The sequence below is a fragment of the Olivibacter sp. CPCC 100613 genome (assembly GCF_036959255.1).
Taxonomy (GTDB): Bacteria; Bacteroidota; Bacteroidia; order Sphingobacteriales; family Sphingobacteriaceae; genus Olivibacter.
The window spans coordinates 280,226-296,945 of record NZ_JAWMTI010000004.1 but is presented as its reverse complement, the minus strand read 5'-3'; the positions used below and the strand labels follow the sequence as shown (position 1 = coordinate 296,945).

General features: G+C 40.4%; 16 protein-coding genes. 3 read left to right on the top strand and 13 right to left on the bottom strand.

Annotated features, from left to right (window positions below; translation table 11 throughout):
• Positions 1–19: 19 nt before the first annotated feature.
• Positions 20–2,665 carry a valine--tRNA ligase gene (locus RYH73_RS15450; protein ID WP_335314338.1) on the bottom strand — a complete coding sequence of 882 codons (2,646 nt, stop codon included), beginning with the start codon at positions 2,663–2,665 and terminating at the stop codon, positions 20–22.
• 171 nt (positions 2,666–2,836) lie between these two features.
• Between RYH73_RS15450 and RYH73_RS15445 the strand changes: the two genes are divergently transcribed.
• Positions 2,837–4,114 carry a serine aminopeptidase domain-containing protein gene (locus RYH73_RS15445; protein ID WP_335314337.1) on the top strand — a complete coding sequence of 426 codons (1,278 nt, stop codon included), beginning with the start codon at positions 2,837–2,839 and terminating at the stop codon, positions 4,112–4,114.
• A 73-nt stretch (positions 4,115–4,187) separates the two neighbouring features.
• Here RYH73_RS15445 and gyrB read toward each other — a convergent pair whose 3' ends face one another.
• The 5 genes from gyrB to RYH73_RS15420 form a co-directional block, all read right to left on the bottom strand.
• Complete coding sequence (gene gyrB, locus RYH73_RS15440; RefSeq protein ID WP_335314336.1) at positions 4,188–6,146, bottom strand: DNA topoisomerase (ATP-hydrolyzing) subunit B; 1,959 nt, start codon at positions 6,144–6,146, stop codon at positions 4,188–4,190.
• 102 nt (positions 6,147–6,248) lie between these two features.
• The gene (locus RYH73_RS15435) at positions 6,249–7,109 is read right to left on the bottom strand and encodes a lysylphosphatidylglycerol synthase transmembrane domain-containing protein (RefSeq protein ID WP_335314335.1); all 861 of its coding nucleotides are present in this window, start codon (positions 7,107–7,109) and stop codon (positions 6,249–6,251) included.
• A complete protein-coding gene (locus tag RYH73_RS15430) occupies positions 7,106–7,894 on the bottom strand; it encodes a polysaccharide deacetylase family protein (RefSeq protein WP_335314334.1) in 789 nt (262 codons plus the stop codon). The genes RYH73_RS15435 and RYH73_RS15430 overlap by 4 nt, the downstream gene beginning before the upstream one ends.
• Before the next feature lie 5 nt (positions 7,895–7,899).
• Positions 7,900–8,835 (bottom strand): glycosyltransferase family 2 protein, encoded by a 936-nt coding sequence (locus tag RYH73_RS15425; RefSeq protein WP_335314333.1) that lies wholly within the window; start codon positions 8,833–8,835, stop codon positions 7,900–7,902.
• Between the two features lie 2 nt (positions 8,836–8,837).
• The gene (locus tag RYH73_RS15420; RefSeq protein ID WP_335314332.1) at positions 8,838–10,019 is read right to left on the bottom strand and encodes a glycosyltransferase family 87 protein; all 1,182 of its coding nucleotides are present in this window, start codon (positions 10,017–10,019) and stop codon (positions 8,838–8,840) included.
• Positions 10,020–10,205: 186 nt separating this feature from the next.
• Here RYH73_RS15420 and RYH73_RS15415 point away from each other — a divergent pair, with 186 nt between their 5' ends.
• Positions 10,206–10,814, top strand: a complete 609-nt coding sequence (locus RYH73_RS15415; RefSeq protein ID WP_442946098.1) for an OmpH family outer membrane protein — start codon at positions 10,206–10,208, stop codon at positions 10,812–10,814.
• Between the two features lie 40 nt (positions 10,815–10,854).
• Here RYH73_RS15415 and RYH73_RS15410 read toward each other — a convergent pair whose 3' ends face one another.
• Both RYH73_RS15410 and RYH73_RS15405 read right to left on the bottom strand, forming a co-directional pair.
• Positions 10,855–10,998: a 30S ribosomal protein THX gene (locus RYH73_RS15410; RefSeq protein WP_335314331.1), complete on the bottom strand. Its 144-nt coding sequence runs from the start codon at positions 10,996–10,998 to the stop codon at positions 10,855–10,857.
• Between the two features lie 117 nt (positions 10,999–11,115).
• Entirely contained in the window at positions 11,116–11,547 is a 432-nt protein-coding gene (locus RYH73_RS15405) for an META domain-containing protein (RefSeq protein WP_335314330.1), read from the bottom strand.
• 137 nt (positions 11,548–11,684) lie between these two features.
• On the opposite strand from RYH73_RS15405, the gene RYH73_RS15400 reads away from it, so the two are divergent.
• Positions 11,685–11,921, top strand: coding sequence for a hypothetical protein (locus tag RYH73_RS15400; RefSeq protein ID WP_335314329.1), 237 nt, complete (start codon positions 11,685–11,687; stop codon positions 11,919–11,921).
• On the opposite strand, the gene RYH73_RS15395 is transcribed toward RYH73_RS15400, so the two are convergent.
• From RYH73_RS15395 to RYH73_RS15375, 5 genes are all read right to left on the bottom strand, one after another.
• Positions 11,896–12,621 carry a phosphatase PAP2-related protein gene (locus RYH73_RS15395; RefSeq protein WP_335314328.1) on the bottom strand — a complete coding sequence of 242 codons (726 nt, stop codon included), beginning with the start codon at positions 12,619–12,621 and terminating at the stop codon, positions 11,896–11,898. The genes RYH73_RS15400 and RYH73_RS15395 overlap by 26 nt on opposite strands.
• Before the next feature lie 198 nt (positions 12,622–12,819).
• Entirely contained in the window at positions 12,820–13,482 is a 663-nt protein-coding gene (locus RYH73_RS15390; protein ID WP_335314327.1) for an NAD(P)H-binding protein, read from the bottom strand.
• Between the two features lie 181 nt (positions 13,483–13,663).
• A complete protein-coding gene (locus RYH73_RS15385) occupies positions 13,664–13,936 on the bottom strand; it encodes a hypothetical protein (RefSeq protein WP_335314326.1) in 273 nt (90 codons plus the stop codon).
• Between the two features lie 17 nt (positions 13,937–13,953).
• Positions 13,954–15,297, bottom strand: coding sequence for an ankyrin repeat domain-containing protein (locus tag RYH73_RS15380; RefSeq protein ID WP_335314325.1), 1,344 nt, complete (start codon positions 15,295–15,297; stop codon positions 13,954–13,956).
• A gap of 9 nt (positions 15,298–15,306) precedes the next feature.
• The gene (locus RYH73_RS15375) at positions 15,307–16,506 is read right to left on the bottom strand and encodes an ankyrin repeat domain-containing protein (RefSeq protein WP_335314324.1); all 1,200 of its coding nucleotides are present in this window, start codon (positions 16,504–16,506) and stop codon (positions 15,307–15,309) included.
• Positions 16,507–16,720: the final 214 nt, after the last annotated feature.

The following is a 16,720-nucleotide window of genomic DNA, read 5'->3' as shown; positions in this document are numbered from 1 at the left end:
TCGAAAAAGGAATACAATATTAAAGTGATGCCAAGCTTTCTTCTAAAATCTTTATCTTCGCAAGTGCGTCTGCCTGCTTATTACGCTCATTCTGCACGATCTCGGGCTTCGCGTTTTGTACAAATCGCTCGTTTGACAGTTTTGCATTTACCGATTTCAGAAAACCTTGCAAATAAGCAATCTCGTTCGTTATCCTTTCACGTTCGGCCTCTACATCTATGTTTTGTGCTATACTTACAAAAAACTCATCTTTCCCCGCCAAAAATACCGCTGCTCCTACTTGTTGTTCAGCAACAAAACTTACTTCGTTGATATTTGCTAATTTCTTAATGCTATCTAAATAGTTTTCGTAAGTGATATCGGTATTCACCTTGATCGCCAATGGAAGCGCATCTTTAGGAGAAATTTGCTTGGTATTTCTTACATTACGTATTTCCGAAACTATTTGCTGAACAACCAGGAAATCGTTCAAAAGCTGCTTATCGATCTTTGATGCTTTCGGATAAGCGGCCACAATACAGCAATCCTGTTCACTTCGACTGCCAAACAGCTCATCATGCCACAGCTCTTCGGTAAGAAAAGGCATGAAAGGATGAGCAAGTGCCAATACCTGCTCAAAGAAATCGATGGTAAAGGTTAAGAGATCTCGAGCGATGGGCTGTTGATAGGCCGGCTTTATTAATTCAAGATACCAGGAACAAAAATCATCCCATATGAGTTTGTAAATGGTCATGAGTGCATCAGACAACCTATAGGCTGCAAAATGTTCCTCTACCTCCAGCACAGCTTCACTAAATCGACTCTCAAACCATTCTACGGCCTTTAGCTCTGCTTTTGTTGCAGGTTTATTAACGGCCTCCCATCCCTTAACCAAACGGAAAGCATTCCAAATTTTATTTGCAAAATTCCGACCCTGCTCGCAATAAGCAACGTCAAACATTAAATCGTTACCGGCAGGAGATGACAACAACATCCCCACACGCACCCCATCCGTACCGTACTGATCCATCAACTCAATTGGATCCGGAGAATTACCGAGCGATTTGGACATCTTACGCCCGAGTTTATCTCGTACAATACCGGTAAGGTAAACATTTTTAAACGGTGCCTCACCCCGAAACTCATGTCCTGCAATCAGCATACGAGCCACCCAGAAAAATAATATTTCAGGAGCTGTTACCAAGTCATTTGTTGGATAATAATAATTGATATCGGCTCCGTTTGGTTCTTTAAATCCATCAAATACCGATATGGGCCATAGACCGGAAGAAAACCACGTATCCAGTACATCTTCTTCTTGGTAAATACCCACGGTGCTTTTCCCTTGTTGTTCAAATTCAAGTACTGCTTCCGCTGCTGTTTTAGCTACAACCCACTCCTGGTTTTCATTATACCAAGCAGGAATGCGTTGCCCCCACCAGAGCTGGCGTGATATATTCCAATCCTTAATGTTCTCCATCCAATGGCGATAGCTATTGATGAATTTGTCAGGAATAAGTTTTACTTCGCCGCCTAACACATAATCAAGGGCGGGTTTCGCGAGATGCTCCATTTTGCAGAACCATTGCATTGATAGCTTCGGTTCAATAGCGGCGTCCGTCCGCTCCGAAAATCCAACTTGCGACTTGTAATCTTCCACTTTTTCCAACTGCCCCGCTTCTTCCAATAACTTAGCGACTTTCTTACGGGCAATGAATCGATCCTCACCAACTAATATTTGCGCTTTTTCATTAAGCGTTCCGTCATCATTTAAGATATCAATAACTTCTAATTTATGCTTTTGACCTAACTCATAATCGTTCAAATCATGTGCAGGTGTCACCTTTAAACAACCCGTTCCGAACGCCATCTCTACATATTCATCCTCAATAACAGGTATTTCTCTGTTTATCAAAGGAACCAGCACATTTTTGCCTTTCAAATACCGGTAGCGCTCGTCATTCGGATTGATACAAATAGCGGTATCCGCCATAATCGTTTCCGGTCTGGTAGTTGCGATCGTGATATACGATCGTTGTGTGTTATTCGTTATTCGTTGGTCGTTGGTATCTACAATTTGATACTGGACATAATAAAGCTTTTGGTTTACTTCTTTGCGGATCACCTCTTCGTCCGAAACAGCGGTTTTACCTTGTGGGTCCCAGTTTATCATCCGAACACCGCGGTAGATATAACCTTTTTTATATAAGTGAATAAAGGTATCAATTACCGCATCGCTTAAGTCCGACTCCATGGTAAAACGCGTCCGATCCCAATCACAGGAAGCTCCTAGCTTTCGCAATTGATCTAAAATGATGCCTCCGTATTTTTCCTTCCATTCCCAAGCATATTTTAAGAACTCCTCACGTGTAATGTCCTTTTTATTGATTCCGCGCTCTTTTAGCATAGCAACTACCTTTGCTTCCGTTGCGATAGAAGCATGATCAGTACCTGGTACCCAACAAGCATTTTTACCCTGCATCCGGGCGCGACGAATCAATACGTCCTGAATCGTGTTGTTTAACATATGCCCCATATGAAGCACTCCCGTAACATTAGGAGGAGGCATGACAATTGTATAAGGCTCTCTATCATCGGGTGTAGAACGGAAAAACTTTTTTTCCAGCCAGTAGGCATACCATTTATCTTCGGTTTCTTTGGGGTTGTATGTCTTCGCTATGCTCATTGTATTTAATAACGTTTAGTACACTATAGTATACGTATAAGGAGGTGCAAACCTACTACAAAATTCGCTTATTTGGAAGTTATTGCTTAGCCCTTAGTGATATTGTTTTTCAATTTATCATTCCTTCCTTAATACGATATAATTTTGTATCTTAAGAAAAAAATCATTTTTATGCGTCGCCTTTTTATTCTCTTTATTTTATTATCCTTCGGTTCTTACAGCGTAAGAGCACAAAGTACAAATAGCAAGAATGCGTTACAATTCATTTCGTTCATGGCGGATTCGAATTATAGCGAGGCGCTGAATCTTGCTTCCGTCGATTTTAAAGCAAAGCTTGCTCCAACAGCCTTGGCGAAGCTTTGGATGAATTTGAACAGACAACTTGGCCCGTTTGAACGGGCTGAATTAACGGACAGTACTGCAACAAACAAAAGCCCGGTCATTCTTCAGAGCATCTTTAAGAACTATGTAGTTCCGATTACTTTTAATTTTAACGGCCAAGGAGAGATTGTTGGTTTTTTTATACAGCAGCAACCTAAAATAAGAGCAGATGTAAGCAGGAGCCCTGCCAATTTCCCGGAAGAAGACGTAAAAGTCAAAGTAAATGGAGGCATTATTAGCGGAACACTTATGCGACCTAAGCAAGCACAAAAAGGTATGCCAATTGCATTAATTATTGCGGGTAGCGGCCCGACAGATCGAGATGGCAATAATCCCTATGGTGTCCATGCGAACAGTTATCTCTTCCTTGCCGAGGCTTTGGCAGACAATGGTATAGCGAGTTTCCGATATGACAAACGCTTAATCGGAGAAAGCGTTAATTTTCAGACAAGTCAAAACAACGTTGTATTTGACGATTTTGTAGATGATGCCGTGGTTTTGGCAACATTCTTAAAAGCACGCAACGAATTTGGAAAGCTTTTTATTATCGGACATAGTGAAGGCTCGAATATTGGTATGAAAGCATCAGAGCAACTAAATCCTGCAGCTTTTGTTTCCTTATGCGGCCCGGGCGAAAACCTTTCCGACGTACTTGAGAATCAATTATTAACCCAGCCTTCCTTAATCAAAGAAGCTACAGCCATCATCAATCTGTTAAAGCAAGGAAAAACAACCAGCAACGTACCCACGGAGCTTAATAGTCTGTTTGCTCCGGCCATCCAACCCTTCCTTATTTCATCGTTCAAAGTCAATCCGGAAGAAGAAATTAAAAGGCTTAGCATACCGGTATTGATTGTTGGCGGTACTACTGATTTGCAAGTTCCCCCCATTCAGGCAGAAAGACTAAAGGCGGCCAACCCGAAAGCCACCCTTTTACTTATTAAGAATATGAATCATACACTAAAAACAGCACCTGCCAATAAGGCAGAAAACATTAAAACGTATGAGAACCCCAATCTTCCTTTAAACAGTGATTTGGTAATAGGCTTGGTTAATTTCCTTCGTTGAGGGAGAAAGTAGGAAGGTATAAGGTTTAAGGAAGGGCTTATGCCGTAATCCTAGCACCTTATACCTTATAATATTATACATCTATCTTTGCGTACTTAGCATTCCGCTCAATAAACTCTCTGCGAGGAGCCACTTCATCGCCCATTAACATGGAGAATACGCGATCGCATTCTGCTGCATTTTCTATACTCACTTGGCGTAAGGTACGGCTGTCAGGATTCATGGTAGTATCCCATAATTGCTCTGCATTCATTTCTCCCAAACCCTTATATCGCTGTACATGCACGCTATCTTCCTTACCGGCTCCTTTTAATCGTTGAATGGCCGCCAATCGTTGGTTTTCGTTCCAGGCATATTCATGCTCTTTTCCTTTTTTCACTAAGTATAAGGGAGGGGTGGCGATATACACATAACCTCGTTCTATCAACTCCTTCATATAACGGAAATAGAAGGTGAGGATTAAGGTGGTGATGTGCGAACCATCCACATCGGCATCCGTCATGATAATAATGCGGTGGTAGCGGAGCTTTTCTAGATTCAAGGCCTTAGCATCTTCAGCAGTGCCTATACTTACTCCCAATGCGGTAAACATATTCTTGATTTCCTCATTTTCGTAAATCTTATGCTCCATCGCTTTTTCCACGTTCAGGATTTTACCACGTAAAGGCAAGATAGCCTGAAACTCTCTATTCCGCCCTTGCTTCGCGGTTCCCCCCGCGGAATCTCCCTCCACAAGGTATATTTCACATTTAGCAGGATCGTTGTTAGCACAATCGGCCAATTTACCGGGCAAACCGCTGCCTCCCATTACCGTCTTCCGTTGCACCATATCCCGAGCTTTGCGTGCAGCAGCACGGGCCTGAGCGGCAATGATAACTTTCTGCACAATTGCTTTCGCTTCACGTGGGTTTTCTTCTAGATAAGTTCCCAAAATTTCACCAACAGCTACATCAACCGCTCCCATTACCTCGTTATTACCCAACTTGGTTTTCGTTTGCCCTTCAAATTGCGGTTCAGCAACCTTCACTGAAATTACAGCAGTTAACCCTTCTCTAAAGTCATCCCCGGTAATTTCCACTTTCAGGTTTTTCAATAAGCCCGACTTATCAGCATAAGCCTTCAACGTACGGGTCAATCCTCGTCGGAATCCCGCAACGTGGGTTCCACCTTCGATGGTATTGATGTTGTTCACATAGGAGTGGACATTTTCAGAATAAGTATCGTTGTACTGTAAAGCCAACTCAACAGGTATCCCCTGTTTTACGCCTTCTACATGAATTGGATCGGGTATTAAGGGTTGACGATTACCGTCCAAAAACTTCACAAACTCACTTAATCCACCTTCCGAATAGAACTCTTCGTGACGTAAAGCACCGTCCTCTTGTTCTTCCCGCTCGTCAAGCAAGGTAAGTTTGATCCCCTTATTTAAATAGGCAAGTTCACGCAATCTTCCCGCTAAGGTATCATAACTATAGACGGTAGTCATGGTGAAAATGCTCGAATCCGGGTGGAAAGTAATCTTCGTCCCGGTACGGTCTGTTTCGCCAATTACTTTTACGTCGTACAAAGGTTTTCCTTGTGTATACTCCTGTTTAAACACCTTACCTTCTCGATGCACTTCGGCAACCAATAAGGTTGAAAGCGCATTCACACAGGAAACCCCCACACCATGCAGTCCACCTGAAACCTTATAGGTATCCTTATCGAACTTACCCCCTGCATGAAGCATGGTCATTACCATTTCCAAGGCGGATTTATTCTCTTTTTTATTGATACCGGTCGGGATACCACGACCATTATCGTCAACTGTAATGGAGTTATCTTTGTGAATGATGACATGAATGTCCGTACAATAACCGGCTAGTGCTTCATCAATGGAGTTATCAACTACTTCATACACCAAGTGGTGCAAACCTTTCACACCAACATCTCCGATATACATTGAAGGTCTTTTCCTTACGGCTTCCAAGCCTTCTAATACCTGTATATTATCTGCGGAATAATTGGATTTGTTTTTGTTTTCTTCGCTCATGTATCGTTTAGTTCCAAAAATACAAAAATACGAAATTTTAGCGACAGTTTACGAATTAAGCGAATAAACATCACAAGTTTTACGCCGTGTCTATCAGGGTTTCTATAAACCTAGTTTGCGTGAATTAAAGACGAAATAAACTCCCGGTAGTGACGATAGCGCAGATATAATATAAAACAATAGGCTAATGGTTACAGCAAGCTGCGTATCTAGGCTGAAAAATTCTGCACCATACAAAAACACCAATTCCCTTGCCCCTAAGCCTCCAATGGTAAATGGTACAATGGCTAATAGCGACGAGGTCATGAACATGAGTAGGTAAGGCACAAAAGGTGGTTCTGCATGTACCGCTTGAATAATACAGAACACGCACAGTAATTGAAAAATTTGTACTCCTAAAGCCATTACATGTGTTAGCGGAAGAGATTGATTATAGTTTTTAAAAAAGACGTGTTGGATTGTAAAATAGATCAATGTGCCCGATGTAATAATAAGAAGAAAGAAGTGAGGAGAGAAACTCAATACTTGTATCGAGGCCGTTAAGAGGAGCGTTAAAACACCCAAGGCCCATAATCCGCTTAACTTATCAAAGAAAATAGAACCAATTAACTTACGGGTGTCTACCATGAATTTTTTTCGCAGTAAAAAAACTTTATAGCCATCGCCACCAACTCCACCCGGAAAAAACATATTATAGAACATCCCTAATAAATACAATTTATAATTACTCCATTCGGACAAGGTTAGCCCTGCGCTTGAAAAAAAACTTCTCACTCTTAAGGAAGCAAAAATTTGCGAAACAAGAAAGAATAAAAAAGCCCCAGCTAACAAAAAAAAGTCGCTTTTCAATAGCGTTTTTTTTAATTCACCAAGATCAACCTTAGACTGTACCCAATATAAAGCAATGCCTGTTAATAGTATTTTCAACGTTAACTTTAAGAAGCGTATAATTTGTATACTCATAGATTGCCTGATGGAAGTGTATTTACAAATTCACTGAATGTGCCAAAACTAAAATTGTCTTTCAGCAATCGATTAACAAAATCATTCATCCTCCGGATCATTAAATCGCCTGTGTTCTTTCTGACATAACCAGGGAAGCCAAAACGTTTATAATCATCCAGATCAGTAAATTCCCATGGATGAAAATAGACATTAAGATACTTATCTTTACGGATCGTTCTCTTTGCTAGAAAATAATATAAACCGAGTGGTAAATTATGAAATGCCAGCCAAAAAAGTGGAAATCTTAATAGCGGGCTTACCGAGGCTGGAATTTGCCACACACTACCTTGCCTAAAACAAGCTCGTGGCTTATTTAAATTGTTATATCTTCCAGGCAGCCAAGTTGGATTAATTGAACTGTTATATTTATAGCCCGCTTTTTCGATGGCCGATTCTTCAACAGGCTGCATTCTGGCCATCCGATAACCGTTGATAGATTTACCACTTAGGTATTCCAATTCAGTCTTGGATAAAGCCAAATGGGTGTTATCAAAGCTAGTGTGATAATACCCATGAGAGGCTAATTCATGCCCTTCATCAATGATACGCTTTATAACTTGGGCAGCATGCTGTGCAAACACGACTGTGCTAAAAAAAGTTGCCCTTATGCTATGTTCAGCTAATAAATCCAGTATCTTATTGCTACCCGTAACGGATATGGCAATTTGATCTTCAAATGTAATATCTCTGCCATATTCAAAAGGCATATCGAATTCTTCGATGTCAAAACTCAACAGTATCAAAACAATTAATCTTTAATGTTTGTTGAACGAACAATGTAATTTGGCCTCGTTTTAGTTTGCATAAACATTTTTCCTATATATACGCCAATAATACCTAAAATAATAAGTTGTAAACCACCAAAAAAAACGACTGTCATTATCAATGATGCCCAACCGGAAACACCATGCCCAGAGCAAATAGCATAAATCACATAAGGTATGTATAAAACAGACAGACTGGAAAAGAGGAATCCGAGATAAACCATCATATACAAGGGCTTTATCGAAAAGGATGTCACACCTTGAAGCGCCAATCGCATCATTATTTTTATACTATATTTCGTTTTTCCTGCAAAACGCTGGGCAGGTTCGTAACAAATGGCATACTGGGAAAAACCCAGCCATTTTACTAAACCACGCAAAAACGGTTCATTCTCTTCAAAACGTTTAAGCACATTTACAACTTTCCGATCAAGCAATCTAAAATCTGCTGATCCTGCCTCCAATTCAACGGAAGACAATTTATTTAGCACCCTATAATAAAGTTTCGAAGTAATACGTTTTTCATAGGGTAGAAGTTTATCTTCTTTTCGAATGGTGTAGACAACCTCATAACCCTCTTCCCATTTACCGATCAATTGAGGAATCAGTTCAGGCGGGTGCTGCAAGTCGCAGTCCATGCTTATGATCCCGTCACCTTTTGCATAATCCAATCCCGCTTTAATCGCTAACTGATGCCCAAAATTACGCGAAAATTCCAGGTAAAAGACACTTGCCTCTTTGCCTAAACCTTTTATTATTTCAAGCGAATTATCAGTGCATCCATCTGCCACAAAAATAATTTCGTAATCGTACCCTGGCAACGACTGAAACACCTCTTGTATTCGTTGCGCAATTACAGGTATATTCTCTGCTTCGTTATAAGCTGGTATAACAATAGATATCGTTTTCTTTTTATTCATAATTAATCGCTGTAATCTTCAAAATTGACAGTCATCATCTGATAGGTGATAACAAACCAAATAAGCACGCAGGGGAGTGCTTTTAACGAGTAGGGAATAATATAATTCTCTCTCAAATATCTTGGAAAGAGATCAGAAGGGGAAAAGCTTGTCAAGAGCAGGGCAAAAACAAAAAGAGATGGGACCCAGGCTTTTCTTGACGAAGGCTGTATAAAGAACCAAAGAGCTACTCCGATCATGGCGATAATATACGTTGGGGATTCTGATCCACTACTAAAAATGACAGTAAAAATAAGAACAGATGACAACAGCATCAGCTTAAATGCTTTAAACTTATATTGCTGTACTCTTAAATATGGCAAAACGAACAAAATCAGACCACCCAGCAAAAAAGGAGTATTCGGGAGGGTGGGATTTCTGCTTATTCTTCTTACTATTCCCATCAGCGATATATCTTGCATGGAACCCAGTGTAACGTTCTGGCTATTCTTGAACACCAACGAATGATACCAATCTTGATAAGCAAAAACAGTATATTTCATATCTGTAATCAGTGCGGATGTAAGTGGCAATACAAGCAAAAGAAAAAGACCGCTGACAATAAATCGTACCTTGTTCTTACAAAAGAAAAAGAATGCTAGTCCCACAATGCCATAAAGCTTTACCAAGGTACCCACAACAATCATCAGAGCCGATTTAAACTCCTGCTGTTTCTCTATCCAAGAAAAACTGAGCAGAATTAAACCGGTAAGGCCTACATTAAACTGAAAGCTAAGGAGCGACGTTAATATCTCGTGCGAACAAGTTAATGCAACCAATGCCTTGTTTTTATCATGAAGAGGCAAGCTATAAATGCCCAACCATAGCACAATGACATTAACAATATTCCATAATACCATGCCAATGGCATTAGGCAATAGCGCAAAAGGTGCAACAATTAAAGCGAAGATGGGGCCGTAATGATTACTATCAAAGTATTCATCTGGGTATTCTGCATATAAATCCACTCCTCTCAAGCTATGCTCAAATACGTATTTAAATATTAAATAATTATTATAAGTGCCATGTACATATTGTTTCCACGCAGTCGCAACGGCTATCAAAATGAAAAGAATAAATACAAAACGTTTATTCAGTGCAACGTGAAGCAATTTCTTGCATTGCTTATTCGAGAACAGAAACATAGGAATAATAAAGTTTATAAATTGCGACAAACATATGAAAATGGATACTTTTATCCAATAGATACGTCAATCGTGTGATCTTGTTATGAATGCGGTGTAAAAAATTTCACATGACAGTTTTTTATTGGTTAATAAACGATTAGTTCTATATTTGCGTTTTATTAAAAAAGAATGTTAAACAATTTTATGATGAATAAACGATTCTCACCTTTGGCTAAGATCGCTTTTGGCCTTATATTAACAACGGCAATGGCTAGCTGCAATAATGCCGGCAATCAAAAAGCAACGACAAAGGCTGGTAACGATAGTACGGCTGCTACTTCCACCAGTGGACAAATTGTATATGTAAACTCTGACTCGCTATTGGCAAATTATGAGTATTTTAAAGATATGCAAGCGAAACTACAGGAAAAAGCAAAGAAGACGCAAGGAGAGTTGCAAGCGAAAGGAAATGCTTTTCAACGTGAGGTAGCCGAGTATCAAAAGGGTGCTGCAACTATGAGCGCAGAACAGCGTCAAAGCACGGAGGAACGTTTAGCACGTAAACAAGAGGAGCTTGGCAAATTTAATCAGAATGCGAATCAATCATTCGCTAACGATGAAGCGCAAGAACAAGAAAAGCTCTACAACAAGGTAGCTGACTATCTTAAATCGCACGCTAAAGATAAGGGTTATAAATTTGTATTGACATACTCCAAAGGAAATCCGGGAGTGTTATTTGCAGATGAAAGCTTGGAAATCACAAAGGAAGTGGTAGATGGCCTAAATACTGAATACAAAAAGGAAAAGAAATAATGACCAGTCAGGTTTTAATAGGAAAGGGTTGATCATATGATCAACCCTTTTTATTTTTAGCTCTTGGAGCCTTTTCCTCTGCTGCTGTTAGAGCAACTGTTTTCTTTCGCTTATGAGGTCTAGTTTTTCCGAATGAACCCATCGTGATCTTCCCTCGTCTTGTTTTTTTATCTCCTTTTCCCATACTGAATTGTTTATTTTTTTAATAAAACCTAGTTAATAAAAAGTGATAAGCCCAAGGTACGAAATTTTTAACGGAAGAAACAAGCACCCGTGGCAAAGACTTCATTTTCTAGACAAACTAGTTCACTCGCTTAAATCGCATCATGGCTATATCTCCCACAATAAAGTGGAGTGTTTTTCCTTCGTCCGTAATATCATAGCGATTTATTTTCTCAAGCGTGCTTATAAATGTAGGCTCGCCCTGTCCTTCGCACAACATTTTAGTCATTCCCAAACCTTCTTTAAAGCTTATATTATGACCCTCGCGATTCAGTTTTCCAAAAAAGTTATTACAGCTCGTATTGCCACTTATTCGGTTGCTGTCTACTTCAATTTTTATAAATGGCTTTTTATTAGGATACAAACCTTCAAAAGCAATCCGTGGACCACTTATGTAACCTAACTCCCAGGTCCCGTTCAGTGCATCCTTTCCTTTTGTTACATTTTTTTTTGCGGTACAAGCCGCGAGGACTACGGCGAGCACCATCATTAGCATAAAAGTTTTCTTCATGTAATAATTGTTTATTGAGATAAGACCATTTTCTGCATAACAGGTTTAGGTATAAAAAGTTTGTATTGTATTTCTGTACAAGGCTTCCATAAAAATAGTTATAAGGGAATTTCTTAACTTTGTAACAAAAGATTATCATGCAAACGAAAGAACCTTTTGATATCACCCTTAATCACATTGATTACGCGATCTTTCCTGAAGAAGAGGATATCTATACCGTATACAAAGATGGTATCGAATACATGAAAGTGATGAAGGACACAGCAAATAGTTGGATTAAGTTAGACCCGGAGACCGAACTACCTCGCTTTGAGGCTGATGACGAAATCAACGCCATTGGCAAAGAAATTATAGCTTACGAAGCTCAGTCGTAGCCATGGGAACGCCTATTTTTTCTTTTGCCAAAGCCAAATAGGCCGCCTTATACCAACCACTTAGTGCAATCTCACGCCCTAACCAAAAACAACACCACGTAAAGAGAGGGGCCGCCAGCACGTCTATGCTGTAATGCACATGTTGAATCAGTACCATGCTCCCGACCAGGAAGGTGGCCAATAATGCGATCAGCTTATCCCATCTGTTAGGTAAACACAAAAACACGAGAAACATGGTGGAGGTATGACCAGAGAAAAAGAGATCTTTTGTGATAAAGCCTGCTTTTCCGTAAGCAATATTACTTAATGGGTCTATCAAAGGGATCAATCCACCCGGTGGGTCCAACGCAATCATAGAAATCGTCAACATCCGCATCAATACAACGAATAAAAAGCCGTATAAAGCCGTGATCATAATGGCTGGACTGGAAAGGCAGCGATATAAGAGCAAGGCCGTCATGCCCCATATGCAGACAAATATGGGTGTAGATAAATCCACTGCGGGTAAAAGATTTAATAAGGGATCATATAAGGGCAGGCCATCCCGAAGCTCGATATGATCGAAAAAACGGGGCAGCACAAATAAAAGCACAATAAATAAAAGATGACCGGCAATCAGCCAACTTTTAAAAGCCCAGCTTTGCATTGCCTGTTTCCAGGTAATGGTTGCCGGGTATTCCATTTGAATTAACGGTTCCATCTCCTCTCAAAAAAACATTTGCAAATTTGGCTTAACATTTTGATAATATGAAATTAATTTTTTCTAATATTTGTATTTGTAAACAAACCGAATAAAAACGCATTTCAAAATGTATCGGCCACTGTTTAACGATAAGAAGTGTAAGAGTGCTACTTCCTACATTAATTCCATAATTTATGGCTGGCTATACTTGCTTTTCTAAAGTATCCATAGATTACGCATATCGCGCCAGTGGTAAATTTTTAGCTTCTCCCTTTGTTTCTTTGCTGCTTTCATCATCGCCTTGGCCACCTCTTGCCCACTAATTCCCCGATACTTCCCGAGCCCCTTCCCAATGAGTAACGGACCGATAAACCACCATATCGCCATAAAAAATCGCTCCAACGGTCTGTTTTCTTCTCGATTGCCCATAAGCATAGAGGGTCTAAAAATGCTCACACGCTCGAAATCCAATGCGATTAAATCGCGTTCCACATCACCTTTAGTTCTCAAATAGAACACCCCCGATTTAGCGTTGGCTCCGACAGCTGTTACCAAGAAAGCAGCTTTGGCTCCCTGTTCCTGAGCAATTTTCGCAGCCAATACCGGATAATCATGATCGATCTCATAATAAGCTTTCAAATCGGGCGTCTTTCTCTTGGTAGTACCCAGTGTAATAAAAATTTCATCCGCTTGAATATCTTCTTTTAGACCTGATAGGCTATGATAGTCGCCGATTAGAACTTTTAGCTTCGGATGATGGATCGTTAATTTTTTACGTACAACTACGGTTACAACCTCATAGTCCGCACTATCGAGCAAATAAGTTAAAAGATAGGAGCCGATAAAACCATTGGCACCAAATAGAACTGCTTTTTTCATGATCGCAAGCTTTAACGCGCTAGATTTATACTTTCTTTTGTCTGAACGGTCCAAACAAACCGTCAAACGCTCAGAAGTATCGCTCAAAAGCCATACCATAAGTGAATAACAGGCTCCATGAAGCCTTAAGGTCAAGCCATTTTTGTGACGAACAATGCAACGCCAAACGCTCTGAAAACGTTTATAAGAGTCCCTTCGCGAATAAAAATCCCAACGCTACCACAATCCACACGATTCCCCAGAAAAACAAGGGTATGAAATATAAATCGTGCTTTCGTCCCCGGCGTTTCAGATAAAGCCCCAACGGAACGATAAGGATACCCGATACCAGAAGACTATAAAGAAAACCACGTAAGGTTGAGTTTCCCGCTTCTCCAAAAAAAGCTATATCAACGATTACGCACAGGATAGGTATTAATAGGGCCAACACGCCCCAGCCTCGATAAATCAACATAAGCTTCCAATAGACGATTAGGATTGCAGGATTTTATTCTTTTCCGTATCAAATTCTTCCTGATTGATGATACCGGCATCCAATAACTCTTTCAGATCAAAAAGCGCTTGTTTCTTCTGTGCCATATCCATTCCTGTCTGTACAACCACCTTCGTTGCTTCCGCTTTAACAGGTCCATCAGGGATGTCGTTCGATTTGGCGCCAAAATCGATCAGCAAAGCGGTAATCTCATTAAAGCCCTGCATATTCGAATAATCGATCGGTTTTTGTTCCAAGGCATTTGCTACATCGGTGGCCGCCCCATGCGTCAATAGAAATCGAAGAACATCTTTTTTCCCATAAGCGGCGGCATAATGTAAAGCCGTATTCCCGGTAGCATCCTGCTTATCGATAGCTGCACCCGCCTCCAATAATTGCTTTACCAATGATAAATAACCAAATTTAGCGGCAGCCTGAAGCAAAGTTTCACCTGCATAATGGGGTTCAAAACCCAATATAAAAGTACGGGTTCCGGTTCTAGCAATTAATTTCTGTATATAATCGCCATCTCTTCCATCAAAGGAATCAACCGGTCTTGCATAATCAGGAGAAAGTCCTTTCGAAAGAAATAGCCCCAGCAATTCTTTCTGATTACTGCCGCAAACATACCATACCGGAGATATACCCTCCGCCGATTCAGCAAAAATATCCGCCCCTTGTTCCACCAAGCGTTGCGCAATCAGCCGATTCCCTAATTTCGTTGCTAAAAGTAGAGGTCCCTCACTGTGGTCATTCAAAATATTAACCGCGGCTCCGTTATCCAAAAGCTTATTCACAATAGGCACCGAGTTTTGTTCAACGGCTAGGTTCAAGGCGGTATTCCCTTGCTTATCAGTGATATTTGCCTCTGCGCCATTAGCCAATAAAAGCTGCACCATTGGTGGATACTTGTACTGCACGGCGATTAATAAGGGTGATTCCGCTTCATTATTCAGTGCATTTATGTCAAGTCCTTCTGCAATCAGCTTCTCCGCTACCTCTTGTTGTCCCGTTCTCGCAGCAATATGCAATAAGCTGTTTCCTAAAAAGTCATTGATTTGCACATTGGCGCCCTGATCCATTAGAAACAAGGCAGTTTGTTTCTGCTTTTGCAATAATGCAAAATATAACGGCGTTTCTCCACGGTGATCTTCATAGTTCAGATCGGCACCCGATTCTACTAATTGCTTCACCAAATCAAGGTAACCACGATGTGCGGCATAATGTAATGCGGTACGCCCTTTTTCGTCTGTATAGCGCACATCAACCTGCTGCTTTTCCAGGAGGATTTCAGCTATTTTCCGTTTCCCGCCTTCGCAGGCAATGATAAATGATTGCGACATAATAACAATCTATTCTTGTGCTAATAATAATTCTACTGTTTTTGCCTTCAGATTATCACCCATCGCATAATCTACGGCCTTTTTATCGGCGGTATTTTCTACTTGAGAATCTACTCCTTGTTGAAGCAAAAACTTTACCTTGCGATACAATTCTTTGGCTTTGGGTTCATCGTAATTCAAATCAAGCATACATACCTTATGCAGCAAGGTATTACCCTCATTGTCTCGATGCTCCACATCGATTGCTCCCCGATGTACCAAATGTTCCAATAGACGAAAAGATTTCTCCACTACCCAGTCAACGCCCGTTTTTGGTGCGTGATAGTAATCAGAAGGGTCTTTCAAATCAGCACCATGATCCAGCAAGAGATCCAGTATTTTATAGTTTTCTTCATTTTCATATACCATTGCCCTAAGAAAGCCATTTAACAGATTTTCCCGCTGTTTTGTCAGTGCAAAAAAATCAGGTGTTTGGTACTGAAAGAAGAGTGCCACCAGTTCTGCATCAAACTGAAAAACGGCTGCGTGGAAAAAGGCAGTCTCCCCTTGTTTATTTTCGGTAGTCGGATTGGCACCGGCGTCCAACAATATTTTAATAAGCGTTGCATCCCGTAAGCGGACGGCAACATGAAGCGGTGTATTACCTTCTACGTTGGCGGCCTCAATCGCTACCCCTTCGTCTAACAGCCACAGCACCAATTCCCTTCTATACACTTCTGGTTTTCTTCCAAAATTACAGACCTTATATAAAAGTGTCTGATCATATTTATCCTTCCGATGAAGGTCGGCACCTTGTTTCACCAATATTTTTAACAAGGCAAGGGGTGCATCAACTTCCATCGCATAATTGAGCAGGGTAATCCCGGCCACTTCTTCATTCATGTCGTCAATCCGAGCAACAAACGTTTCAAACCACGTTAAGTAAGCATCTAAATCCGGAACCTGCAATACATGAAGTCTTAACAGCGTATTGATGACAGTTGTGTCGAACCGGTCATACAGATAGAGGTCAGTTTCAATAAAGCCTTTCTTAATAAACAGATCAAGTACATCATACTGCTCCGACTTAATTAATTGGCTAATTGTTGATGTCAGTGTATAATCCTGAAAGTCTTTTGCCGCTGTAGCTTGCTCAGCTACTGTTTTAAGCTGTTCCAAATCCTTAGCTCTTGCGGCAGATTCGATCGCTCTTAATTCTTCGTTTGTCATGTTTCTTATAGGATATGGGCAAAACTAAGGAATTTACCGCTTCTACCTGCCCCTGAAATCAGCTATTTTCGATTAAGACAAAAATCATCGATACATTCCGACCGGAATGTCAACCATCCAGTAGAAGCTAAATCATCTAATCTTTTATTTTATTTCATAAAAGTAGATCTATTTTTATACTCGATATAAATAAGAATCGATCAAAAAAATTTTT

Excerpts from the sequence above, each read along its gene's own strand:
- RYH73_RS15395 (WP_335314328.1), bottom strand. The coding sequence starts at position 12,621 with ATGGAACCGTTAATTCAAATGGAATACCCGGCAACCATTACCTGGAAA.
- RYH73_RS15380 (WP_335314325.1), bottom strand. The coding sequence starts at position 15,297 with ATGTCGCAATCATTTATCATTGCCTGCGAAGGCGGGAAACGGAAAATA.
- RYH73_RS15410 (WP_335314331.1), bottom strand. The coding sequence starts at position 10,998 with ATGGGAAAAGGAGATAAAAAAACAAGACGAGGGAAGATCACGATGGGT.
- RYH73_RS15405 (WP_335314330.1), bottom strand. The coding sequence starts at position 11,547 with ATGAAGAAAACTTTTATGCTAATGATGGTGCTCGCCGTAGTCCTCGCG.
- gyrB (WP_335314336.1), bottom strand. The coding sequence starts at position 6,146 with ATGAGCGAAGAAAACAAAAACAAATCCAATTATTCCGCAGATAATATA.
- RYH73_RS15450 (WP_335314338.1), bottom strand. The coding sequence starts at position 2,665 with ATGAGCATAGCGAAGACATACAACCCCAAAGAAACCGAAGATAAATGG.
- RYH73_RS15375 (WP_335314324.1), bottom strand. The coding sequence starts at position 16,506 with ATGACAAACGAAGAATTAAGAGCGATCGAATCTGCCGCAAGAGCTAAG.
- RYH73_RS15385 (WP_335314326.1), bottom strand. The coding sequence starts at position 13,936 with ATGTTGATTTATCGAGGCTGGGGCGTGTTGGCCCTATTAATACCTATC.
- RYH73_RS15400 (WP_335314329.1), top strand. The coding sequence starts at position 11,685 with ATGCAAACGAAAGAACCTTTTGATATCACCCTTAATCACATTGATTAC.
- RYH73_RS15415 (WP_442946098.1), top strand. The coding sequence starts at position 10,206 with ATGATGAATAAACGATTCTCACCTTTGGCTAAGATCGCTTTTGGCCTT.
- RYH73_RS15390 (WP_335314327.1), bottom strand. The coding sequence starts at position 13,482 with ATGAAAAAAGCAGTTCTATTTGGTGCCAATGGTTTTATCGGCTCCTAT.
- RYH73_RS15420 (WP_335314332.1), bottom strand. The coding sequence starts at position 10,019 with ATGTTTCTGTTCTCGAATAAGCAATGCAAGAAATTGCTTCACGTTGCA.
- RYH73_RS15435 (WP_335314335.1), bottom strand. The coding sequence starts at position 7,109 with ATGAGTATACAAATTATACGCTTCTTAAAGTTAACGTTGAAAATACTA.
- RYH73_RS15445 (WP_335314337.1), top strand. The coding sequence starts at position 2,837 with ATGCGTCGCCTTTTTATTCTCTTTATTTTATTATCCTTCGGTTCTTAC.
- RYH73_RS15425 (WP_335314333.1), bottom strand. The coding sequence starts at position 8,835 with ATGAATAAAAAGAAAACGATATCTATTGTTATACCAGCTTATAACGAA.